Annotated in this window: 23 protein-coding genes; 17 read left to right on the top strand and 6 right to left on the bottom strand. The window is 70.2% G+C overall.

What is annotated here, in order from left to right:
- Positions 1–114: 114 nt before the first annotated feature.
- From ACFVX9_RS24870 to ACFVX9_RS24835, 8 genes are all read left to right on the top strand, one after another.
- On the top strand, positions 115–567 hold the full coding sequence (locus ACFVX9_RS24870) for a hypothetical protein (protein ID WP_380373410.1): 453 nt from the start codon (positions 115–117) through the stop codon (positions 565–567).
- A gap of 110 nt (positions 568–677) precedes the next feature.
- Complete coding sequence (locus ACFVX9_RS24865; RefSeq protein ID WP_380373413.1) at positions 678–914, top strand: hypothetical protein; 237 nt, start codon at positions 678–680, stop codon at positions 912–914.
- A gap of 653 nt (positions 915–1567) precedes the next feature.
- Entirely contained in the window at positions 1568–2254 is a 687-nt protein-coding gene (locus tag ACFVX9_RS24860; RefSeq protein WP_380486550.1) for a tRNA-dependent cyclodipeptide synthase, read from the top strand.
- 92 nt (positions 2255–2346) lie between these two features.
- On the top strand, positions 2347–3417 hold the full coding sequence (locus ACFVX9_RS24855) for a cytochrome P450 (RefSeq protein ID WP_380373416.1): 1071 nt from the start codon (positions 2347–2349) through the stop codon (positions 3415–3417).
- 27 nt (positions 3418–3444) lie between these two features.
- Positions 3445–4686, top strand: coding sequence for a cytochrome P450, cyclodipeptide synthase-associated (locus ACFVX9_RS24850; RefSeq protein WP_380373418.1), 1242 nt, complete (start codon positions 3445–3447; stop codon positions 4684–4686).
- Positions 4687–4708: 22 nt separating this feature from the next.
- Complete coding sequence (locus tag ACFVX9_RS24845; RefSeq protein ID WP_387983528.1) at positions 4709–6211, top strand: FAD-dependent monooxygenase; 1503 nt, start codon at positions 4709–4711, stop codon at positions 6209–6211.
- Between the two features lie 88 nt (positions 6212–6299).
- A complete protein-coding gene (locus ACFVX9_RS24840; RefSeq protein ID WP_380486557.1) occupies positions 6300–7139 on the top strand; it encodes a class I SAM-dependent methyltransferase in 840 nt (279 codons plus the stop codon).
- A gap of 90 nt (positions 7140–7229) precedes the next feature.
- A complete protein-coding gene (locus tag ACFVX9_RS24835) occupies positions 7230–7523 on the top strand; it encodes a putative quinol monooxygenase (protein WP_380486560.1) in 294 nt (97 codons plus the stop codon).
- Positions 7524–7888: 365 nt separating this feature from the next.
- On the opposite strand, the gene ACFVX9_RS24830 is transcribed toward ACFVX9_RS24835, so the two are convergent.
- Together ACFVX9_RS24830 and ACFVX9_RS24825 are read right to left on the bottom strand one after the other, a co-directional pair.
- Positions 7889–9061 (bottom strand): sensor histidine kinase, encoded by a 1173-nt coding sequence (locus tag ACFVX9_RS24830; RefSeq protein WP_387983553.1) that lies wholly within the window; start codon positions 9059–9061, stop codon positions 7889–7891.
- A gap of 89 nt (positions 9062–9150) precedes the next feature.
- Positions 9151–9816, bottom strand: coding sequence for a response regulator transcription factor (locus ACFVX9_RS24825; protein ID WP_063351822.1), 666 nt, complete (start codon positions 9814–9816; stop codon positions 9151–9153).
- A 182-nt stretch (positions 9817–9998) separates the two neighbouring features.
- On the opposite strand from ACFVX9_RS24825, the gene ACFVX9_RS24820 reads away from it, so the two are divergent.
- The 4 genes from ACFVX9_RS24820 to ACFVX9_RS24805 are packed head-to-tail and all read left to right on the top strand — an operon-like array spanning position 9999 to position 13471.
- Positions 9999–10490, top strand: a complete 492-nt coding sequence (locus tag ACFVX9_RS24820) for a hypothetical protein (protein WP_387983525.1) — start codon at positions 9999–10001, stop codon at positions 10488–10490.
- Entirely contained in the window at positions 10480–11571 is a 1092-nt protein-coding gene (locus tag ACFVX9_RS24815) for an efflux RND transporter periplasmic adaptor subunit (RefSeq protein ID WP_387983524.1), read from the top strand. The genes ACFVX9_RS24820 and ACFVX9_RS24815 overlap by 11 nt, the downstream gene beginning before the upstream one ends.
- Positions 11568–12278, top strand: a complete 711-nt coding sequence (locus tag ACFVX9_RS24810) for an ABC transporter ATP-binding protein (protein ID WP_387983522.1) — start codon at positions 11568–11570, stop codon at positions 12276–12278. The genes ACFVX9_RS24815 and ACFVX9_RS24810 overlap by 4 nt, the downstream gene beginning before the upstream one ends.
- Positions 12275–13471: an ABC transporter permease gene (locus ACFVX9_RS24805; RefSeq protein ID WP_387983520.1), complete on the top strand. Its 1197-nt coding sequence runs from the start codon at positions 12275–12277 to the stop codon at positions 13469–13471. Before ACFVX9_RS24810 ends, ACFVX9_RS24805 begins: the two co-directional genes overlap by 4 nt.
- 337 nt (positions 13472–13808) lie before the next feature.
- Here the strand turns inward: ACFVX9_RS24805 and ACFVX9_RS24800 are convergent, their stop codons facing one another.
- Entirely contained in the window at positions 13809–14108 is a 300-nt protein-coding gene (locus ACFVX9_RS24800) for a hypothetical protein (RefSeq protein ID WP_380486566.1), read from the bottom strand.
- A 364-nt stretch (positions 14109–14472) separates the two neighbouring features.
- On the opposite strand from ACFVX9_RS24800, the gene ACFVX9_RS24795 reads away from it, so the two are divergent.
- The 3 genes from ACFVX9_RS24795 to ACFVX9_RS24785 all read left to right on the top strand — a co-directional run bounded on the left by ACFVX9_RS24795 (position 14473) and on the right by ACFVX9_RS24785 (position 16647).
- Complete coding sequence (locus ACFVX9_RS24795; RefSeq protein ID WP_387983519.1) at positions 14473–14946, top strand: hypothetical protein; 474 nt, start codon at positions 14473–14475, stop codon at positions 14944–14946.
- A 175-nt stretch (positions 14947–15121) separates the two neighbouring features.
- A complete protein-coding gene (locus ACFVX9_RS24790; RefSeq protein ID WP_387983517.1) occupies positions 15122–16336 on the top strand; it encodes an RNA-guided endonuclease InsQ/TnpB family protein in 1215 nt (404 codons plus the stop codon).
- Between the two features lie 83 nt (positions 16337–16419).
- Positions 16420–16647: a hypothetical protein gene (locus ACFVX9_RS24785; protein WP_387983515.1), complete on the top strand. Its 228-nt coding sequence runs from the start codon at positions 16420–16422 to the stop codon at positions 16645–16647.
- Here the strand turns inward: ACFVX9_RS24785 and ACFVX9_RS24780 are convergent.
- Both ACFVX9_RS24780 and ACFVX9_RS24775 read right to left on the bottom strand, forming a co-directional pair.
- On the bottom strand, positions 16631–17392 hold the full coding sequence (locus tag ACFVX9_RS24780) for a polyprenyl synthetase family protein (RefSeq protein WP_380373450.1): 762 nt from the start codon (positions 17390–17392) through the stop codon (positions 16631–16633). The genes ACFVX9_RS24785 and ACFVX9_RS24780 overlap by 17 nt on opposite strands.
- 203 nt (positions 17393–17595) lie before the next feature.
- Complete coding sequence (locus ACFVX9_RS24775; protein ID WP_380486572.1) at positions 17596–18576, bottom strand: GlxA family transcriptional regulator; 981 nt, start codon at positions 18574–18576, stop codon at positions 17596–17598.
- 71 nt (positions 18577–18647) lie between these two features.
- Between ACFVX9_RS24775 and ACFVX9_RS24770 the strand changes: the two genes are divergently transcribed.
- Together ACFVX9_RS24770 and ACFVX9_RS24765 are read left to right on the top strand one after the other, a co-directional pair.
- A complete protein-coding gene (locus ACFVX9_RS24770; RefSeq protein WP_380373455.1) occupies positions 18648–19322 on the top strand; it encodes an HD domain-containing protein in 675 nt (224 codons plus the stop codon).
- 68 nt (positions 19323–19390) lie between these two features.
- On the top strand, positions 19391–19813 hold the full coding sequence (locus ACFVX9_RS24765; protein ID WP_387983511.1) for a Rid family hydrolase: 423 nt from the start codon (positions 19391–19393) through the stop codon (positions 19811–19813).
- A gap of 407 nt (positions 19814–20220) precedes the next feature.
- Here the strand turns inward: ACFVX9_RS24765 and ACFVX9_RS24760 are convergent, their stop codons facing one another.
- Positions 20221–20769, bottom strand: coding sequence for a YceI family protein (locus ACFVX9_RS24760; RefSeq protein WP_387983509.1), 549 nt, complete (start codon positions 20767–20769; stop codon positions 20221–20223).
- Between the last annotated feature and the right edge of the window lie 160 nt (positions 20770–20929).

The raw sequence follows: 20929 nt of genomic DNA, 5'->3' as shown, positions 1-20929 counted from the left end.
GCGGGGTGAGGCTGTGAGCTCAGGGACGTCGGTTACGTGATGCTCATGAGGTCGTCGAACCGCGGTGACACAACGGTCAAACGGCGTGAAAAGAGGCCTCCTAGCTTCTTCCGCATGACCTACGAACACCGAACGTCCCATGACCACGACACCCCTTCCGTTAACCGGGGCCTGCGCCGGGGTGGCGTCCTCTGCGCGGCCGTCCTCGCCCTGACCTCCTGCGGAAGCTCCCCGGCCGAGGACGGGAGTGGCCCGGGGCCGGCGAAGGCCGAGGCCGGCGCGGAGCGGCAGCCGTCGTCGCCCGGCACCGAAGGGCTGAAGAAGCCCTCAAGGATCCTGTGGATGGGTGACTCCATCGCCGTCGGGCAGGCCCAGCCGCTGGCCGCCGCGCTCAAGTCCACCGGTATCGAGCTCACCTCCATCGCCGCCGACGGCGGCGGCGCAGCGGTCGGGCCGGTGGCGATGTCCAGCGGCGACGTCGCCTCCCGGCTCGCGTCGGTTCGCCCCGACCTGGTGGCCTACCAGATCACCACCTATGACTGGGGTAGCCCACAGGCGCCGATGTAGGAGTCGGCGGCGGCCCGGCCTCGTCGCGCGCGTGCGCGCTACGGGGTCAGGGCACGGGCGCCGCGGCATCCGGCTTGGCCCGCCGACGTGCCGGCGCTACCGTGCCGCTGGTGGAGACACCCCGGTCCCGGAGCGACGTGAAGACCCCGGCCCAGGCCCAGGCCCTGGCGGCCGAGTGCGACCGCCGCGCCCGCGAGGCCGCCGCCCAGGCGCAGATGTACGGGCGGCTGCGCGACGCGGCCGCCGACCTGCCACGCCTGGCCGCCCTGTGGGACGACCTGGTGGCCCTCGACCGTCAGAAGATCTCGGCATTCGCTTGCAACGCAGTGACCGTGCCCAGCCGGTGAGCGGGCACCAGGAGTCCAGGATCACGTGCACGGCGAGCGGACTCGCGGCCCGGGCCGGGGCCACTGCGATCCCAGGGGCCACGGCGGGCGCGCGGTCCGCCAGGGCAATGTCGCCGGCGGTCACCCCGAACGCGAGATCGTCCTTCCGACCGCCCAGGCTGAGCACCGGAGAAGACGCGTGCGGCTCGTGCCGGACATCTGTGATCAACGGCGAGTCGTCACGGGTTGCGGAGCGACGGGCGGGCGCATTCGAAATATTCTCCTATTGACGAACACAATAACGATTTTCACCGCCCGTCGAAGGCGGCTTCCCAGGCCGAACCAATATGGCAATAAGGCCTATCGCATCGTCATGACATCCCGTAGTGTGTGGCAGCACGGCGAGGAGGCGTCGGCGCACTGCGGAGTGATCGCGAGTGACGCGCACGACTCGACCGTCGAATTGCATGTATGCCGCCCGGACGGCAGTCGTGACGAGAAGACAAATTCCCTCTCGAAATGAACTGAGCCGTTCGGGCAGGTCATTCGATGTGCATTCTGGCGCGACGGCCGTCCTTGGGCCACCCACTTCATGGCGGACTTTCAGACCTGGCGACCGGGAAAGGTATTGGCATGAGAACGTGGCACACAGCTGCAGGCGACCGGTGGTGACCATGGATTTCCTGATTCGCCCGCAGAGCGAGAACTGCCGCCGGATCGCCGATGCCTCCGACCACTGCCTCGTGGGCCTGAGTCCGTTCAACGGCTACTACACACCACGCCGGGTGGAGGCACTGGTCCAATGGGCGGCCGGACAGTTCAAGAGGGTCGACGTCCTGGTTCCCGGGTTCGAGGCGGCACACACCCTCACCGCCGCTGGCGTCAGGCCACTGGAGGCGGTGGGCCGTGTACGGCGGGCCGTGAACCAGCTCAGAAATCCCGCGGTGCTGGCCTTGTCACGTGCCGGCGTGTCCGCGCCGGAACAGCACGTGCACACCTGGACCCAGCTGATGAGCCGACCCGAGTACACGACGTTGCGCGAGCAGGCCAGGACGGCGTACCAAGCCGATGCCGCCCTCAGGGCGGCCTGCCGGGCGGTTGCCCGGGGAGCGGTCCGGTCCATCGTGGATACGGAGCCCGGCGAGGAGCAGGTCGACGCCTGCGTCAGTTATCCGATCGCCGAGTTGCCGCTGATCGTGGACAGCCCGTCGATCTTCGACGTGCCTTCTTCGGTGTTCGTCTACCACCGGCGGATCGAGCTCGCCACAGCCGTGCTCGCCGGCCCGGCGACAGGGCTGCGGTCGGCTGCACAGCAGGGGTTCGTCGTGGCCGAGCCCGTACTGCCGGACGGTTCGAAATGAGGCAGCTCAGGCAGCTCCCGATGCCGGCGGTAACACCGGAAGTACCGTTGAGGTTTCCCTTCACGCTGGGCCCCTTGGGCACACCTCCGCCCGTGATCCACTGGGCACGCCGACGGCGGCCGGTCTGCCCGGTCGAGCTTCCGGATGGATCCCGGCTGTGGATGATCTCCCGGCGGGACGACATCCTGCGAATATTCACCGACCCGGACCTCGTGCGGCTGAGCGATGCCGCTGGAGCACTTCCCTCTCCGGCCTGGATCAGCGGGGCAGCACGCTCGCGGGCCGGGCAGCCGAGCGCCGGGAATTGCGCGACGCGGGCGGTGGAATCCCACCGGGCGGCGATCGTGAAACAGACCGGTCTCGTCCTGGACGCCATGGAAACCGGGAACAACCCGGCCGATGTCCTGGAACAACTGGCGGCGCCGCTGACAGCCGCCGTGTGCCGCGAGGTCTTCGGGTTGTCATTCGATCCCCAGGAATTGCGGAACCTTCTGATCCAGGAAGATCCCCCAGGAAATTCGGCTATCAGGAATCCGGACCTGCACCCGCTCACAGACAACCTCCGGGACGGCCCCGTCCGCGGTGATGCGGCCGGTGCGCCCGTCAAAGCCCACGAACAGCGGGAGGCCGACACCGAACCGCCGCACACCGTGGTGACAGGCTTGCCCGTCCGGTGCGCGAGGTCACTCTTCTCGGCATTGCTGACCGGCCCGTTCACTCTCCTGCTCCACCCCAAACCGTTACGGGAGTGCCTGCGCGATCCGGTGCTGTGGCGGGCCGCAGCCGGGGAACTGCGCCGCTACCACCCGGGCACGGTACTCGGCCCCGCCCATGTCGCGCTCAGAGACCTGGAACTGCACGGCACCCTGATCAAGGCCGGAGACACGCTGTGCGGCTCGCCCCTCGGCGCGGCCTGGGACGAGGAGCACTACCCCACCCCGGCGAAATTCGACATCCATCGTCCGGTCGTCCGTCCAGCGGACTTCCGCACGAGCCTTGGACCCGTCACGGACGGCGACCTCGACCGGCTGGTTCTCACCATCGTCTGCCCCGCTCTGTTCGAACGCTTCCCACACCTGCGCCTGGCCGTGGAAGAACACGAGATTCCCTGGAGAAGCGATCTGACGTTCATCCGTCCGGCCTGTCTGCCCGTGGCCTGGTGACGGCCAACCCGGTGAGAGGGGAACACCATGCATTCGACTGCCCGCATCATCAGCGTCCTGTCCGACGAGTTCGCCCGGGACCCGTACGCCTGGTACCCCCAGCTGCGAGAGAACGACCCCGTCCACTACGAACCCGGCATCGGTGCTTACTTCCTGAGCCGGCATGAAGATGTCCGCCGGGTTCTGACCGAGGACCAGATCTTCACCACCCAGGCGCTGCGAGAGCGCGCCGAGCCGGTCATGCGCGGTCGCGTCCTGGCGCAGATGACCGGCGCCGAACACACCGCAAAGCACCGAACGATGATCCGCGGATACACCGGACCGATGCTGGAGAACCAGATCCCGCTCATCCGCCGCAACGTGGAGGAGCTCATCCGCCCCCATCTGCGGCGCGGCCGGTTCGACCTGGTGAAGGACTTCGGACAGCCGCTGGCCATCTGGGTCGCGCTGGACAGTCTCGGACTGCCCAAAGACGACTGGCGCAATGTGCACTCCTGGTTCCAGGGCGTGGCCGAGTTCGTGACGAGCGTCACCCTGACCGAGGAGCGTCACCGGTACTGCGTCCAGTGTGCCCGCCGTCTGGAGGACTACCTGCGGCCCTTCATCGAGGAACGGCGCGAGAACCCCGGCCAGGATGTGATCTCGCTGATGTGTCACACGGAGTACGAGAGCGGACGGATGAGCCTGCACGAGGTCACGGCTCTGTGCCACAACGTACTCCTCGCCGCGACCGAACCGGCGGACAAGACACTGGCCCTGCTGTTCCGGCATCTGATCACCCGCCCCGATCAGATGGCCCTGGTCCGCAGCGATCCCGGGCTGGTGACCGCCGCCATCGCGGAGACTCTCCGCTACTCACCGCCCGTACAGCTGATCCCCCGCAGGACAGCGGAGAGCGTCGAGATCTCCGGTGTCGCCATACCGGCCGAGACCATGGTCTGGTGCATGCTCGCCGCGGCCAACCGCGATCCTCGTGCCTTCGAGCAGCCCGACACCTTCGACCTCCAGCGCACCGACCTCGGTCCCGAACGGTCCTTCACCGCCGCTGCGACCCACTTCGGGTTCGGCGCCGGCATGCACTCGTGCGTCGGGGCGGCATTCGCGCGCAGGGAACTGGAGACGGTCGTGACCATGCTGCTCGACCTCATGGAGAACATCGGCTTTCCCCAGGACGCCTCCTACGAGGAGACCGGCTTCTACTCCCGCGGCCCCGAATCACTCATCCTCACATTCGATCCCACCGCGGCAGGCCGGCACCTGGCGGCCTGAACCACTGAAGAGGGGACATGCCATGGACAGTACCCGCCACCACACATCCGTTCTGATTGCCGGAGGAGGACCTGCCGGACTGGTCCTGGCGGTGGAACTGGCCCGCCGGCGCGTCGACTTCCGGATCATCGATGCCGGCACAGGCCCCTTTCCGGGATCACGGGGCAAGGGTCTCCAGCCGCGCACCCTCGAGGTCTTCGACGACCTCGGAATCATCGACTCCGTACAGGCGGAGGGAGCGCCGCTGCCGCCGATGGTGGCCTGGGAGGAGGGAAGAATCGTCAAGGAGTGGGACGTCATCTCCCGTGGTGATCCCACCGGGTCCACGCCCTACGCCGAACCCCTGATGCTTCCTCAGTCGCGTACCCAGGAACTGCTCCGCGAGCGACTGCTGCAGCTGGGCCACCGTGTCGAGTTCGGATCGCGGCTCGACGGATTCTCCCAGGACGAGGCCGGGGTGCGGGCCCAGGTCGTCCGGGCCGACGGACAGACGCGGGAGATCACGGCCGACTACCTGGTCGGGGCGGACGGGGGCGGCAGCACCGTACGGAAAATCCTGGGCGTACGGTTCGACCGCGAAGAAGTGGATACCCGGCCCCTGCTCGTGGCCGATGCCGATATCCCCGCACTGGACCGCGAGCACTGGCACACCTGGGGCAACGCGGCCGGCATCATGACCGCGATCTGTCCCGTCGCCAGAACAGACTACTTCCAGGTCATCGCGCGGTTCGCGGAGGGAACCCCCGACCCCGCCCCGGAGCGGGTCCGCGAGCTGGTGGCCGCCCGCACGGGCCTGCGGGTACGGAAGGTGCGGTGGTCATCGGTCTTCCGGGCCCGAGCGGCACTGGCGGAGCACTTCCGGGTCGGCCGGGTATTCCTGGCCGGTGACTCCGCGCATGTTCATTCCCCGGCGGGCGGCCAGGGCATCAACGCGAGCATCCAGGACGCCTACAACCTGGGCTGGAAACTGGCGCTCGCGGCAACCGGCCAAGCGGCACCCTCGCTCCTGGACTCCTACGAGGCGGAGCGTCGGCCGGCCGCGGCGGAGGTACTGGGCGTGAGCACCCGCATCCACCAAGGGTCGGACCGGGTCAGAGAACTGGCCGCGCATCGTGACCGCAGCACGCACCACCTGGCGCTCGGATACCGGGGCATCCCACCCAACACGGAGATGCGCCCCGCCCTAGCCGAGGAAGCCCTCCACGCGGGCGACCGCGCACCGGACGCTCCGTGTACCGGGCGCGACGGAGCCCCTGTACGTCTCTTCGACCTCTTCCGCGGCCCCCACTTCACGCTGCTCTCCTTCGGAAGCCCGCCCATCCGGCCCGCCGGCGCCCGGGACCCCGCGGTGGTCCGTGTGGTGCGTGTCGGCCACGACGTCTCGGACGCCGCGGGGTTCGCCGCCGTTGCGTACGCACCCCACGGCCTGTTCCTCGTGCGGCCGGACGGATACATCTCGCTGGCCACTGAGACCTCAGGTGATGTGACCGGCCACCTTCGCTCACTCGGCTTGCAAGCCGGATGACCGGCGGGGGCCGGATCCGAGGCGGCGCGCGCTCGCGCCGGCGGCCCAGCGCCACTCACCTGGCCCGGAGAGAACAGAGAGGCAGACCATGACCGATCCGAATCGCCCGCAACCCACTCCTTACGTTCTGGATTCAGCCGCCCGAGCGGATCTCGAATTCGACCGCCTGCGCACGATCGAGCAGGTCTACGACCCCGGAACCGAGGAGATCCTCACCCGGGTGAACCCGGCACCCGGGTGGTCATGCCTCGAAGTCGGCGCGGGAGCCGGCAGTATCGCCCGTCTCCTGGCATCGATCGCCGGAGAGACCGGAAGAGTGGTGGCAACCGACACCGATCCACGATTCCTGAGCACTATCACCCATCCCGGGGTCGAAGTGATCGAACACGACATCACCGCAGACGCTCTGCCACCCGGTTCCTGGGATCTGATCCACGCCAGATCCGTACTGGAGCACCTGCCGGACCCCGAATCCGTCCTGGCCCGGCTGATTCCCTCGCTGGCACCACACGGGCGGCTCTTCGCCGAGGCGATCGACACCAGTGCCGAGGCACTCGCCATTGCCGCCGCACAGACCCCGGACAGGAAAGCGGCCACAGCCTTCCTGGAGTTCGCGACCGCTGTGCACCAGCTGATGACACTCGCCGGAGCACACCCCGAGCTCGGCAGCACCCTCCCGGTGATCCTCGCCGCTCACGGCCTGGAGGGCATCACCCACCAGCGGCGGCACCCCTTCGTCCCCGGTGGAAAGCGCGGCTTCTACGCGCTCTCGCTCGCCCGCCTCGCACCGTCGTTCCAGGATCACGGACTGCTCGACACCGCCGACGGCCGGCTCTTCTCCCTGTTCGACGACCCGTCCATGGTCTTCCCCGCACTCCCCATCGGCGCCGCCCATGGACACACCCCCGCGACCGGACGGCGACAGTGAGCACCGGAGGAGCCGATCCGGCAGGAAGGGCGGGGAGCGCCCATCCGAGCGGAACAACACCCCGACGCGACAACGAGAGAGGCGGAGCCGATGAGTGAGGTAACGGTCGTGGGACAGGTCGTCGCCAAGGCGGGCAAGGAGGCAGAGCTCGCACAACTGCTTCAGTCGGTCGTCGAACCCACGCGGAACGAGGAGGGAAGCCTGCACTACTCCATCCAGCAGAGCATCGAAACCCCAGGGGAATTCATCGCCATCGAGCGGTGGCGACACACCGAGGACCTCCAGCGCCACTTCCGGAGCGCGCACTCCCAGCACCTCGCCGCCGCGGTGGAAGACCTCCTGGCGGAACCGATCAAGATCACGATTTACCACGAGCTGACGTGAGACGAGAGTCCCCACGAGGGCGACCGCCGGCCCCACGGAGACCGCACGGACAGGACCTGAGGCCAGACCCCATGTCCAGCGCAGACTCCGAGCTGCCATCTCCGGTACCCGGGACCAGCCCTGGGAAGCCCGCCTGGGGGACACCCCGGGCTTCACCCTCGCCCCCGCCGCGCTGGTACTGACCTCGGCGCTTCAGGGTGTTGGTGGTGGGAGGTCGAGGGAGAGATCTCCAGAGCAGCGGGAACGATCACGTCAGCGACCAGGCATGCTCACAGGTCAGCGAATTCTGTCGGTTGACCTTCCCCGTCGTCCTCCGGAAGGCACTGCACGGGACGGCCGTGCGCCCGGGCCTTCGGGCAGCCGGATCAGGCCGTGGGGAACTCGACCCGGACCCGCAGTCCGCCCGTGCCGCCGGGGACGGCGGTGATGGCAGCGTGGTGGGCGCGGGCGATGGAGGCGACGATGGACAGGCCCAGGCCCGCGCCCTCACCCGGGCTGTGCCGGCGCTCCCGGAGGCGGCGGAAGGGCTCGAAGAGGTAGGGGACCGTCTCCGGCGGCACCTGGGGGCCGGTGTTGGCGACCTCCAGGACACCGTCGTGCACGCCGACCTCGACCCGGCCGCCGTCGTGGTTGTAGCGCAGGGCGTTGCCGACCAGGTTGCGTACCAGGTGTGCCAGCAGCACCGGATCACCCTCGACGGACACGGGGACGGTGTCGGTCCGGACGGTGACGCGGTTCTCCCGGGGCTCCTGCGCGGCGGCGCACTCGGCGGCCACCGCGCGGGCCAGCTGGTCCAGTGCGACCGGTTCGCGCCGGTCCAGCCTCTGGTCGGAGACGGACAGCAACAGCAGTCCCTCGATGAGCCGTTCGCTGCTCTCGGAGACCTCGATCAGTTTGCGGCGGACCCGGGCGACGGCGGCCGGGTCCGCGGTGGCCAGCCCGATTTCGGCGGCGGCCCGCTGCACCGCGAGCGGAGTCCGCAGTTCGTGCGCGGCGTTGGCCGCGAACCGCTGCTGCGCACCCACCAGTTGTTCCATGCGGTCGAGCATGGCGTCGAAGGTGTCGGCGAGCTGTTTGAGCTCGCCCGGGGGTGCGTCGAGGGCGATCCGCTCGTGCAGGTTCTCACCCGAGAGCCGCCGCGCTGTGTTGGTGATCACCGCCACCGGGCGCAGCACCCGCCCCGACATCCACCAGGCCAGTGCCACCGAGATGACGGCGAAGGCGGCCAGCGCGATCAGGGAGACGGTCAGCAGCTGGTTCTGGGCCGCCTGCTCGGCGGCCTGGGTGACGACCTTGACGGCCTGGAAGTGGGACTGTCCGCCGTCGGCGGGGGTGGTTCCGGGTAGAGCGTTTGCGGGTGCGGCGGTTCCCACCGTGAGGGTTTGCGCCGCGGAGGGGGCCGGGGTCCCCAGTGCGGCCAGTCGCGGTTCGACGGCGACGGCCGTGCTGATCGAGGTGTACAGGTTCTCCCGGACCAGGAAGTTGACCAGGAAGATGAGCATGGCCCCGGCGAGGACGAGCAGCCCGCCGTAGAGCATGGTCAGCCGGCCCCGTTCCCCGCCCGGCAGCTGCGGGCTTGGTCTGCCGGGCAGCGGAGGGCGGTTCAGGCCGGCCGGGGCGAAGCGCCTCACGCCGGGACGCCGATGCGGTAGCCGTGGCCGGGCACGGTGTCGATGACCGAGGGCTCGCCGAGCTTGGCGCGGAGTTTGCTGAGGACGACCCGAACCGCGTTGGTGCGGTATCCCATGTTCTGCTCCCACACCTGCTCGATCAGGTCATCACCGCAGACCACGGCGCCCTCGGCCTGCATCAGCACCTCCAGTACGCCGAATTCCTTGCGGGACAGGGCGAGGTAGCGGCCCTCCCGGAAGGCCTGGCGGCGGGCGGTGTCGAGGGTGATGCCCGCACGTTCGATGACCGGCGGAAGGGCGGGGTGGGTGCGGCGGCCGAGCGCCAGGACCCGGGCCAGCAGCTCCTCGTAGGCGAACGGCTTGGTGAGGTAGTCGTCCGCGCCCAGGTCCAGGCCGTCGACGCGGTCGCGGACGGTACCGGAGGCGGTGAGCATCAGCACCCGGGTCAGCAGTCGCTGCTCGACGACGCTCCGGCACACCTCGTCGCCGTGCGCCCCGGGCAGGTCGCGGTCGAGCACGAGCACGGCGTAGTCGGTGAGCCTCAGCCGCTCCAGCGCGTCGGCGCCGTTGTACACGACGTCGACGGCCAGGGCGTCGCGCCGCAATCCCTCGGCGATCATGTCCGCCAGGAATTCCTCGTCCTCCACGATCAGTACACGCATGACACCAGGTGTACCTGAAAGCCACCTTTCGTCGCCGTAAAGGTCTCGGCTGACAGCGGCGAAATGCGGGTGCGTGCCAGCCTCTGCGTGGTCGGAGCGGCCGGAGCGGTCGGCCGCTCGTCATCGGCCGCTCGTCATCGGCCGCTCGTCATCGGACACGGAGGAATTCCATGCGGAACCACATGCGGAACCACAGGTACGGCGCGGCGGCCGCGTTGGTGGCAGGGCTCGCGCTGTTCGCCACGGCCTGTGGCGGAGGCGGCACGGGCTCCGGCGGGGGCGGCGGCTCGGACTCGTCGGGCCAGGGCGCGGCGGCGGACCAGGCCTACGAGCACCGTAAGTGCCTGCGCGAACACGGCGCCCAGGTGAAGGAGCCCGAGCCGGGCCAGGACCCGCGGGCCATGGTCCTGGAGGGCGGCCAGGACAAGATGGCGGAAGCCCTCAAGGCCTGCGGGGGAGCCGGTGGCTCGGGTGGCGCGAAGATGTCCCAGGCCGACAAGGACAAGGCCCTCGCATTCGCCCGGTGCATGCGCGGTAACGGTGTGGACATGCCGGACCCGAAGTTCGACGGCGACTCGGCGATGTCGGGATCGGCGATGAAGATCCCGGAGGGCGCCGAGAAGGACAGGTTCGACCAGGCGAACAAGGCGTGCAGTGGTCAGAATGCGCAGTGAGCGCGGGCGCAGCCGCCGAACGTACCTGATCGCCGTGCTGGCCACCTCGGTCACGCTCGCGGGCGGGGTCACGGCCCTCTCGCAGGCCGGAGGCAGCGGCAACGCCGGCGTGGCACGCACGGACGGGCTGCCGCCGAGCACGGGCTCGGTGGAGCGGCAGGACCTGAGCAGCCGGACCCGAGTGGACGGGGTCCTCGGCTACGCGGAGGAGCGCCGGATCAACGCCGGTGTGCCGGGCACCCTCACCTGGCTCCCGGAGGCCGGCGCGGTGGTGAAACGCGACGGGGTCCTCTACGAGGTCGACGGCCGGAAGGTCCGGCTCATGGTCGGCGAGCGCCCGATGTACCGGACGCTGAAGGCCGGAGACGAGGGGCCGGACGTCAGGCAGCTGAAGGAGAACCTCCGCGACCTGGGCTACGGCAAGGGGCTGGCCGCGGACGAGAAGTTCACCGCCGGTACGGCGGATGCGGTCAAGCGCTGGCAGAAGGCCCACGGCCTGGCCCGGAGCGGCGAGATCGGCCCCGACCAGATCGCCTTCTCGCCCGCGGCGGTGCGGATCAAGAAGAACGACGCGGCCGTCGGCGACCAGGCCGCTCCCGGCAAGCCGGTCCTCACCGCCACCGGCTCCGAACGGCAGGTGCAGATCAAGATCGAGGTCTCCCGGGCCGACCTCGCCAAGCCCGGCACCCGGGTCGAGGTCGCCCTGCCCGGCGGCGGCAAGGCCAAGGGCAAGGTCGCCTCCGTCGACCGCACCATCGGTGAGGACGGCAAGGAGCAGGGCTCCCCGGACAAGCCCGCCAAGATCACCGCCCGGGTGGTCTTCGACGACCCGGGGCAGGCGGAGGGCTTCGACCAGGCGCCCGTCACCGTCGAGCTCGAAGGCGAGGTCCACGAGGACGTGCTGACCGTACCGGTCAACGCACTGCTCGCGCTGTCCGGCGGCGGCTTCGGCATCCAGATCGTGGAGAACGGGAAGGTGCGCGAAGTCCCGGTCGAGCTCGGCATGTTCGGACAGGGCCGGGTCGAGGTCAGCGGGACCGACCTGACCGAGGGAATGAAGGTCGGGGTGCCCAAGTCATGAGCACGGTGGTCGAGTTGAACCAGGTCACCAAGGAGTATCCGGGCGGGGTCACGGCGCTGCACGGGGTGGACCTGCGCATCGGACGCGGCGAACTGCTCGCCATCGTCGGCCCCTCGGGGTCGGGCAAGTCCACCCTGCTGCACATCGTCGGCACCCTGGACCGGCCCAGCGCCGGATCCGTCACCCTGGCGGGCCACGACGTCGCCGCCCTCTCCGACCGCAGGCTGTCCGCCCTGCGCGCCCGGCACATCGGCTTCGTCTTCCAGTCCTTCCACCTGGTGGCCGGGGTCAGCGCCCGGGACAACGTCGCTGAGGGCCTGCTCTACTCGGGCCTGCCGCGCGCCCAGCGCCGCAGGCGCGCGGCCCTGGCCCTGGAGCGGGTCGGGCTCGCGGACCGCATGCGCCACCGTCCGCACGAGCTGTCGGGCGGCCAGCGCCAGCGGGTGGCCATCGCCCGGGCGGTGGTCGGCGAACCGGACCTGCTGCTGGCCGACGAGCCGACCGGCGCGCTGGACTCCGCGTCGAGCGAAGCGGTGATGGAGCTGCTGTACGACCTCAACGCCCAGGGCGCCACCATCGCGGTGATCACCCACGACGGCGAGATCGCCGACAGCCTGCCACGCCAGGTCCGCATCCGCGACGGCCGCGTCGTGGCGGATCTGCGTACCGGCGCCGCCGCCCCGGCCGATCGGGGTGGGCAGCGGTGAGCCGCACCCGGCTGGCCCCGGCCCGGCTCGGCCCCCGCGACGTCCTCCACGTCGGCTCGGCCGGCCTGCGCACCCGGCCGCTGCGGGTGGTGCTGTCCGCGCTGGGCATCGCCATCGGCATCGCCACCATGATCGCGGTGGTCGGCATCTCCTCCTCCAGCAAGGCCCAACTCCTGCGGCAACTCGACCAGTTGGGCACCAATATGCTGGTGGCCTCCCCTGGCCAGGGGCTGTTCGGCGAGAAGGTGAAGCTGCCCGAGGAGTCGACCGGCATGCTGGGCCGCGTCCCCGGGGTCGAGCAGGTCGGCGCGACCGGGGACCTGGCGCAGTCCGTCAGACGCAGTGAGAAGATCCCCGACGGCGAGACCGGCGGCATCACCGTGAAGGCCGCCACCGAGGGACTCCTGGACGTCGTGCGCGGCGCGGTCGGCTCGGGCACCTGGCTCAACGAGGCCAACGGACGCTACCCGTCGACGGTGCTCGGACACGTCGCGGCCCAGCGCCTGGGCATCACCGCCCCCGGCCAGCAGGTCCACATCGGCGACCGGTACTTCACCGTCATCGGCATCCTCGACCCGCTGCCGCTGGCCCCCGAGATCGAACGGGCCGCCCTGATCGGCTGGGACGGCGCCGGCACGCTGCTGGGCTTCGACGGCCACCCGACCCAGATCTACGAACGGTCGACGGACCAGACGGTCAGCGCGGTCCGCGCGCTGATCCCCCGCACCGTCGACCCGCAGAACCCGCACAACGTGCAGGTCACCGACCCCTCCTCGGCGCTCCAGGCCAAGGCCGCCACCGAGGGGGCGTTCACCGACCTCCTGCTCGGGCTGGGCGGGGTGGCGCTCCTGGTCGGCGGCGTCGGAGTCGCCAACACGATGATCATCTCAGTGCTGGAGAGACGCCACGAGATCGGACTGCGCCGCTCCCTGGGCGCCACCAGGGGCCAGATCCGCCTCCAGTTCGTGACGGAGTCCCTCCTGCTCTCCGGACTGGGCGGGCTGGCCGGCGTGGCCCTGGGCGCGGCCGCCACCTACGCCTTCGCCGCCGCGGGCGGCCTGCCCTGGGTAATCCCCTTGTGGGCCGTCACCGGAGGCTTCGCCGCCACCCTGCTCATCGGCACGGTCGCAGGCCTCTACCCGGCCGTCCGGGCCTCCCGACTCTCCCCGACCCTCGCCCTCCACGCCGGCTGACGGGCGGCACGGCGTGGGGCACTCCTTGGAGTGCCCCACCCGCCGGACCGCAGCGGGCACGACCGGGGCGGAAGGAGACACGGCGTCGGCGGGTCAACCGCAACACCCCCAGAACCCCACAACCGGATCCCGAGCGGCCACCCCTCCAGCAGCTGGTCCACCCGACCCGCCCAGAACGTGTCCGGCCCCGACGTCTCCGTCGGGGCCGGACACGTTCTGCAAGGTTTCGATCCGACCAGCCTCATTCGGTCAGTTGACCTGTGTCACTGCGCCACCGAGGACTCGATGCCGACGTCGTCCTGCGGCGGCCGTCCTCGACCACGGTTGCGGAAAACCCTCAGGCTCCGTGCTCCCGGGCCGCCGCGATACCCGCCCGTACCGCTTCCAGCAGGGCTTCCAGGCCCTGGGCCCGCTGCCATTCCTCGGCCGAGTGGTGCCATGTGTGCTGCGTCGCCGGGGCTTCGGGCGGACCGGCGACGATCTCGACGGTCCGCCTCCCCTTCCGGTCGGGGCCCGTGACCCGCAGGTCCATGTTCTTGATGTGGAACCGCTTCGGACAGCTGCCGAAGACCTCCAGGATCCGGCCGTCGAACGTGTAGAACTCTCTGCCTGCCCTGGCCGTGGTCTCGTCGGTCATGCGGCGACGCTACAGGCGGGGACCGGCGGCTGCCAGGAGCGGAGGCCCCGCAAATTCACATGACAGCTGCGGCCGGCTCCGCGATCCTTTGCCGGTGGCCACGGAACCGGATCTTCTCAGTCTGAGCATCGTCTGCCCACCGCCCGGCGAGGGCGGCGTGGAGGTCCGCCCGTTCGTCAGTGGCCGGGATCTCCTGGCCGACCTGTCCCTGCGTAGCAGGGAATCGGGCGGCCCCCCGTTCGCGGGATCAGACCCCCGGTATCTCCTGGGCCGGGGCGGGCCGTTGCATGCCACCGGAACTCCCCACGAGGTTCGGCTCGCTCGATCCGGGTGCGGCTTTGAGCGGTGCTGCAGCGCTCTGTACGTGACGGTCACGCGCGACGAGGAGCATGTCGTCTGGGCGGGCTGGCGCGACCCGGTCGAGCGGGGCTTCGACCTGCCGGAGTTTCGGTTCGCCGCGGATCAGTACGAGGCCGAGGTCCTGCGAGCCGAGGAGGACCGCGGCTGGGAGTGGCCGGCGGCAGTGGTCGCGACGCTGCTGGAGGCGGGGCTGAGGGGACGCGAGGACTGGCTCGCCAGGTGGGAGTGCGAGTTGGAGGCGGTCTGGGCCTTCCGCGGGGAACCCGATCGGATCGACGTCGTCCTGAGGCATCCCCCTGGCCGGGACGAGACGGATCTGCCTTGGGCCCAGTTCCTGATGACCCTGCCGATCTCCGCGGACGACCCGTCGGACCAGGCCGAGCACCTTGAAGCGCAGCTGACCGCAGGCGATCCCCGTGCCACCGCCGAGCTCTGCGGAGGCTACCGGCCGGAGCAGGTGGGCTACCCGTGGCCGTAGCCGGCCGACCCGCTGTTCATCATGGACCTCCGTGGATACCCCTGGCTTCAGCCGGGGGAGGAATTGGACTGCCCGCGTAGCGGGTCAGGTGGCTGCGTTTCGCCCCCGGGGCGGACCGCAGTGCTGTGACGTGCGGGATTCGAGCTGCACGGTTTGCCCCGCCAGGTTGTGGGTCATGACCACGACTCATGTGAAGCGGGCGTTCAAGTACCGCTTCTATCCGACGGATGCGCAGGCGGCTGAGCTGTCGCGCACCTTCGGGTGTGTGCGGAAGGTCTACAACATGGCGTTGCAGGCCCGTTCGGAGGCGTGGACGCTGCGTCAGGAGCGGGTCGACTACGACGCCACGTCGGCGATGCTGACGGGGTGGAAGAAGACCGGGGAGCTGTCCTACCTGTCCGAGGTGTCGTCGGTTCCGTTGCAGCAGGCGCTGCGGCACTTGCAGGGGGCGTTCACCAACTTCTGGCAGAAGCGGGCGAAGTACCCGACGTTCAAGTCCCGGAAGAAGTCCCGCAGGTCCGCCGAGTACACGTCCTCCGCGTTCCGGTTCCGGGACGGCCGGCTGACGCTGGCGAAGATGGACCAGCCGCTGGACATCGTGTGGTCCAGGCCGTTGCCGCAGGGCGCTGCGCCGTCCACGGTGACCGTGTCGCAGGACAGTGCGGGGCGCTGGTTCGTCTCCCTGCTGTGCGAGGACCGCCCGTTGATGCCCGCACCCGTGAACCCGGCCGTGGGTGTCGACGTCGGTGTCACCAGTCTGGTGACGCTGTCCACCGGGGAGAAGATCACCAACCCCCGGTACGGGCGCAAGGACCGGGAACGCCTGGCCAGGGCTCAGCGGGAGCTGTCCCGCAAGGTCAAGGGCAGCGCCAACCGGGAGAAGGCCCGGCTCAGGGTCGCCCGTGTGCACGCGCGCATCGCCGACCGCCGCAGGGACTTCCTGCACAAGCTCACCACTCGGCTCGTCCGCGAGAACCAAACGGTCGTGATCGAGGATCTGACGGTCCGGAACATGCTCAGGAGCCGGACGCTCGCCCGTGCCATCGGTGACGCGGGCTGGGCCGAGATGCGGTCCATGCTGGAGTACAAGGCCCGGTGGTACGGGCGGGACCTGGTGACCGTCGACCGGTGGTTCCCCAGCTCGAAACTGTGCTCGGCCTGCGGCGCGACCGCCGCGAAGATGCCACTGAACGTCCGCGAGTGGGAATGCGCCTGCGGCGCACAGCACGACCGGGACGTGAACGCGGCACGCAACATCCTGGCCGCCGGACTGGCGGTTACAGCCTGTGGAGACGGTGTAAGACCTCAACGGAGCACTCCGGGCGGGCAGTCGTCGGTGAAGCAGGAAACATCCCGACCGCAGCGCTCGCGCGCAGCGGCTCAGCCGTGAGGCTGAGGGGAATCCCCCGGCTCCAGCCGGGGGAGGAAGTCAAGGCCGGGGACTTCGTCCGGTGCCCGGTGAACCTGGCCATCATGGAGGGTGAGAACCAGAGCGGTAGGGCGGCGGCGAACGCGCTGCTGGAGGCCGCCGGGCACGGCGCCGAGCCGGCCGTGGTCCACGCCCTGTACGAGCCGCAGGAACTGCGCCGCCTGAAGGAGGTGGACGCCGCGCTCTACCGGCAGGGCCGTGCGCACATCCTCGATACCCCGGCGCCCTGGTCCTCCCGCGCCGGGGGCGACCGGCTCAGTACGACCGGTTGACGATCAGTTCGCAGAGCGCGTCGAGGTCGGCGACGGCACCGGGCACCGCGCCGGGGCCGTCGGCGAGGCTCCGCAGACGGCGTCGGGCCCCGTCCGCGTGCTCGGCGGCGCGCTCCACCGTCCAGCGCCGGCCGCCGGCCTCCTCCACCAGCCGGGCCAGCTCCGCCTCCCCGGCCCGGCCAGGGCCGGCCGGCAGCGCGTAGCGGCGGGCCGGTTCGTCGCCCGCCGCGGTGTCCGAGGCCATCGCGGCGACCACCGGCACCGAGAGCTTGCGTGCCCGCAGGTCCGCGAAGACCGGTCTGCCCGTGACCGCTTCGTCGCCCCAGATCCCCAGCAGGTCGTCCACCAGCTGGAACGCCATGCCCAGGTCGTGTCCGAACGCGGCCAGGGTCTCGACCTGCGCCGGCCCGCCGCCGCCGTGGAGGGCGCCCAGCCGGCAGGCGCAGGAGATCAGCGACGCCGTCTTGCCCGACACCATCTCCAGGCACTCGGACAGCTCGACGCGGGGCGCGGCCTCGAACAGCACGTCCAGGCTCTCGCCCACCGCGAGCTGGATGAGCGTGTCCAGCAGGGCAGCCGACGCCTCGCCGGCGACGGCTTCGCCGTCGGGGCCTGCGAGCACCTCGAACGCCAGCATCAGCAGCGCGTCGGCCGACCGGGTCGCCGCGCCCGGCCCGAACACCTCCCAGGCGGCGGCCCGGTGGCGACGGAGCGCATCGCCGTCCAGGACGTCGTCGTACAGCAACGACAGGTGGGAGGACTGCTTCGATCACGTGCCGGACGCGGTAGCCGAATACGACCGGCTCAAAGTCCGGATCACCGCGGAGGCGTGATCGCCTGATCCGGTAGCCCTCCTGGCTCGCGTAGGAGCCTCACAGGCGCTGCGAAATCTCTCATCGGACGGCAGCGACCCGCCTGTGAAACCCCGCAGTGTCGTGGTGGCCGTTCTCAGGCCGAGGGCGTGACCGCTGGTGAACAGGCCGGACTGCGCGACGTCGAGCGTGTGAAGGTGCGGCGGTAGGCGGTGGGGGTGGTGTCCAGTGCGCGCCGGAAGTGCAGCCGCAGGTTGGCCGCCGTGCCCAGCCCGCAGTCCCGCGCCACCTGCTCCACCGAGCGGTCCGTGGATTCCAGCAGCTCCCGCGCCCTGCCCAGCCGGGCGTTGAGCATCCACTGCAACGGGGTCGTGCCCGTCTCCTCGGTGAACCGGCGCATGAAGGTGCGCTGCGAGAGGCCCGCGTGCCGGGCGAGCACGCGCAGCGAGAGCGGCTCGCCGAGCCGCTGCAGGGCCCATCCACGGGTACCGGACAGCGACGCCTCGCCGGCCACCGCGACGGGAGCCGGCACGTACTGGGCCTGCCCACCGTCTCGGTGCGGGGCGGCGACCAGACCGCGGGCGATCTGGTTGGCCATCTCCGCGCCCAGGTCGCGGCGCACGATATGCAGGCACAGGTCGATGCCGCAGCACACCCCGGCCGAGGTGAGCACGTCGCCCTCGTCGACGTAGAGCACGTCGCGGTCGACCGAGACGGCCGGGAAGCTCCGCTCGAACTCGTCGATGTGCTTCCAGTGGGTCGTGGCGTGCAGCCCGTCCAGGACGCCCGCCGCGGCCAGCGCGAAAGCGCCCGTGCAGATCGACACCACACGCTTGCCTCGGTCGCGGGCTCCGGCCAGTGTCTCGAGCACGGCGTCCGGCAACGGGAGGATCAGGTCGAATCCCGGCACGATCACGGTGTCGGCGGTGCTCACCCGCTCCAGGCCCTCGTCGGCGACCAGGGCGAAACCCGCGCTGGTGGCCACCTTCGGCTGAAGCGCGCACAGGGTCATCTCGTAGGGGGTTTCCGGCCGGGTGGTGAAGATCTGCGTCGGGATCGCCAGGTCGAGGGGGGTGACCCCGTCCAGCGCCAGGACCGCGACTCGATGCACTGCCATGGCAAGATTCTAGCGAAGTAAGGAAATTTTGCCTCTCGCCAGGTCAGGGCGGTCACGGCCAGGCTGAAGACATGACCGGACCTACCCGCGAGGCGACCGCCGACCTGATCACGCTGCCAGGCACACCGCTTGCCGACGCCGTCATGAACCTCATCCGACCGGTGGAAACGCCGTCCGTCTTCAACCACAGCGTCCGCAGCTACCTGTTCGCCCGGCTGGTTGCCGGCCGCCTCGGCCTGGTCGTCGGCCACGACTACCAGGACGACCTGTTGTTCGCCGCGTGCGCGATGCACGACCTCGGCGTGGCGTCGGACGGCCCGCACAACCAACGGTTCGAGGTCGAAGGCGCCGACCGGGCCGCCTCATTCCTCATCGACCGCGGAGTACCGGCAATCGATGCCGACCAGGTCTGGCAGGCCATCGCCCTCCACACCTCCCCGGGTATCGCAGAACGCCGTGGCACGCTGTGCGTGCTCGTCCGCGAGGGCGTCGCACTCGACTTCGGTGGCCCGATCGGCGCCGCCCACATCGACGCCGTCACCGACGAGCAGGCCGACGCCGTGCACGCCGCCTATCCACGGCTGGACATGATCCGCTCACTCACCGACGCGATCGTCGCGCAGGCCGCGAAAGACCCGAAGAACGCACCCCGGTACACGATCCCCGGCGAATTCCTCCGTGAACGCGAGACCTTCGGCCGGACCCGGCTGGAGCACGCCTGCCGTTCGTCCCGCTGGGGCAACTGACTCCACGGACTCCACGGCCGCGTCACCGAAGAACACGACCGCGTCACCAAAGAAAAGGAAGCACCGCAATGACCGTCCACACCGTCGCGATCCCCGAGGACAACCCGGTCTTCGGGCAAACCACCAGCGCCTTCGCGAGCTTCGGCTATTCCGCCGCGGTCCGCGCGCACGGCCTCCTGTTCATCGCCGGAACGATCGGTCGCCGCGCCGACGGAACCATCCCGGACACCATCGAAGAGCAGACCGAGATCGCCATCCGGAAGATCGAAGAGATCCTTCGACTGGAGAACCTCGACCCGTCCGCCCTCGTCGACGTCACCAGCTACCACATCGACATCCGCCGGCACTTGCCCGGCTTCATCGAGGCCAAGCAGCGCCTCGTCGAAGCGCCCTACCCGACCTGGACGATCATCGGTGTCAGCGGCCTCGCCAGCCCGGGACTCCTCGTCGAAATCCGCGCGACCGCCGCGTATCCCGCCGAATCCCGGTAGACCGCCGCTCCTGGACCGGCGCCCGGGCCCAGGAGCCCGTCGCGACGGACGTGAGGTTCTCACGGGACTGCGGCGGCACCGAGGAGACGACGGGACCCAGCCCGGTCTGCAGATGGTGGTCGTAGAACGCCGCCAGCACCGACACCGCGTGGTTGACGGTGGCCGGGGCGTAGCCCGACCTCAGGTACGGCTTGCCGGTGGCGCGTTCAGCGATCCCGGTACGGGCGCATCCGGTCGGCGCCGGTCCCGCGCCGGGTTGTGGCACGTCCGCAGCCACAGGACGAAGTCGGGTACGTCCACGCAACGCGGCCGGTGAGGTGCCGTGGAACCTGCGGATCAACCTCGTCAGCTCCGCTTCCAGGGCCCGCCCCAGTACGGGGCCGGGTCGGGGGGCGGGGACCGGTGGGTCAGCGGTGGGTGAAGCGGGTGGTGAGGGTGACGGTGGTGAGGCCCTTGATCATTGCGGCTCTGTTCCAGTTCATGCCGAAGCCGTTGCGGTCGACGGTGATCTCGCCGCTGAGGGTCACCTCGTGCGGGCCGGCGGCGGTGGCGCGGGCGGTGAAGGTGAGCGGGCGGGTGGTGCCGAGCACGGTGAGGCTGCCGGTGACCTTGGCGGTTCCGGCGCTGTCGGCGACGACGCGGGTGGCGGTGAAGGTGAACGTCGGATACCTGTCGACGTCGAAGAAGTCCGCGGAGCGCAGGTGGGTGTCGAGTTTGGCCTGCTTGCTGAGGATCGACGCGGCCTCGACGGTCAGTGTGCCGTGCGCGGAGCCGTCGGGGCTGATCTCGCCTTCGCCGCTGAGCTTGGTGAAGGCGGCCCTGATCGTGGCCAGTCCCCACATCGACTTGTGCTTGATCTCCACTGATGACGTGGCCGGGTCCAGGACCCAGGGGCCGGTGCTGAGGTCGGACAGCCTGGTGGAGGGCTGGGTGGGGTCGGTGGTGCGGCGGGTCATGGCGACCGTCTTTCGCGGTGGGGCAGGCAGTGGCGCTTGGGTGGGGTGCGGCGTCGCGGGCTGGTGAGTCGCGCGCCTGCTTCCGCCCGGTGGTGGTGGGGCGGGGCCTGAATTCGGGGGCGTCCGTCGTCGCGGGGGCGTCGCGGGGGCGGCCCTGCCC

The sequence above is a fragment of the Kitasatospora sp. NPDC058243 genome, from assembly GCF_042882025.1.
Lineage (GTDB): Bacteria > Actinomycetota > Actinomycetes > Streptomycetales > Streptomycetaceae > Kitasatospora.
This window is presented reverse-complemented; position numbering and strand designations above follow the sequence as displayed.

What these genes read in the sequence shown, in the direction of transcription:
- ACFVX9_RS24870 (WP_380373410.1), top strand. Translation starts at nt 115, where the DNA reads ATGACCTACGAACACCGAACGTCCCATGACCACGACACCCCTTCCGTT.
- ACFVX9_RS24860 (WP_380486550.1), top strand. Translation starts at nt 1,568, where the DNA reads ATGGATTTCCTGATTCGCCCGCAGAGCGAGAACTGCCGCCGGATCGCC.
- ACFVX9_RS24850 (WP_380373418.1), top strand. Translation starts at nt 3,445, where the DNA reads ATGCATTCGACTGCCCGCATCATCAGCGTCCTGTCCGACGAGTTCGCC.
- ACFVX9_RS24845 (WP_387983528.1), top strand. Translation starts at nt 4,709, where the DNA reads ATGGACAGTACCCGCCACCACACATCCGTTCTGATTGCCGGAGGAGGA.
- ACFVX9_RS24840 (WP_380486557.1), top strand. Translation starts at nt 6,300, where the DNA reads ATGACCGATCCGAATCGCCCGCAACCCACTCCTTACGTTCTGGATTCA.
- ACFVX9_RS24835 (WP_380486560.1), top strand. Translation starts at nt 7,230, where the DNA reads ATGAGTGAGGTAACGGTCGTGGGACAGGTCGTCGCCAAGGCGGGCAAG.
- ACFVX9_RS24830 (WP_387983553.1), bottom strand. Translation starts at nt 9,061, where the DNA reads ATGCTCTACGGCGGGCTGCTCGTCCTCGCCGGGGCCATGCTCATCTTC.
- ACFVX9_RS24825 (WP_063351822.1), bottom strand. Translation starts at nt 9,816, where the DNA reads ATGCGTGTACTGATCGTGGAGGACGAGGAATTCCTGGCGGACATGATC.
- ACFVX9_RS24820 (WP_387983525.1), top strand. Translation starts at nt 9,999, where the DNA reads ATGCGGAACCACAGGTACGGCGCGGCGGCCGCGTTGGTGGCAGGGCTC.
- ACFVX9_RS24815 (WP_387983524.1), top strand. Translation starts at nt 10,480, where the DNA reads ATGCGCAGTGAGCGCGGGCGCAGCCGCCGAACGTACCTGATCGCCGTG.
- ACFVX9_RS24810 (WP_387983522.1), top strand. Translation starts at nt 11,568, where the DNA reads ATGAGCACGGTGGTCGAGTTGAACCAGGTCACCAAGGAGTATCCGGGC.
- ACFVX9_RS24800 (WP_380486566.1), bottom strand. Translation starts at nt 14,108, where the DNA reads ATGACCGACGAGACCACGGCCAGGGCAGGCAGAGAGTTCTACACGTTC.
- ACFVX9_RS24790 (WP_387983517.1), top strand. Translation starts at nt 15,122, where the DNA reads ATGACCACGACTCATGTGAAGCGGGCGTTCAAGTACCGCTTCTATCCG.
- ACFVX9_RS24785 (WP_387983515.1), top strand. Translation starts at nt 16,420, where the DNA reads ATGGAGGGTGAGAACCAGAGCGGTAGGGCGGCGGCGAACGCGCTGCTG.
- ACFVX9_RS24775 (WP_380486572.1), bottom strand. Translation starts at nt 18,576, where the DNA reads ATGGCAGTGCATCGAGTCGCGGTCCTGGCGCTGGACGGGGTCACCCCC.
- ACFVX9_RS24770 (WP_380373455.1), top strand. Translation starts at nt 18,648, where the DNA reads ATGACCGGACCTACCCGCGAGGCGACCGCCGACCTGATCACGCTGCCA.
- ACFVX9_RS24765 (WP_387983511.1), top strand. Translation starts at nt 19,391, where the DNA reads ATGACCGTCCACACCGTCGCGATCCCCGAGGACAACCCGGTCTTCGGG.
- ACFVX9_RS24760 (WP_387983509.1), bottom strand. Translation starts at nt 20,769, where the DNA reads ATGACCCGCCGCACCACCGACCCCACCCAGCCCTCCACCAGGCTGTCC.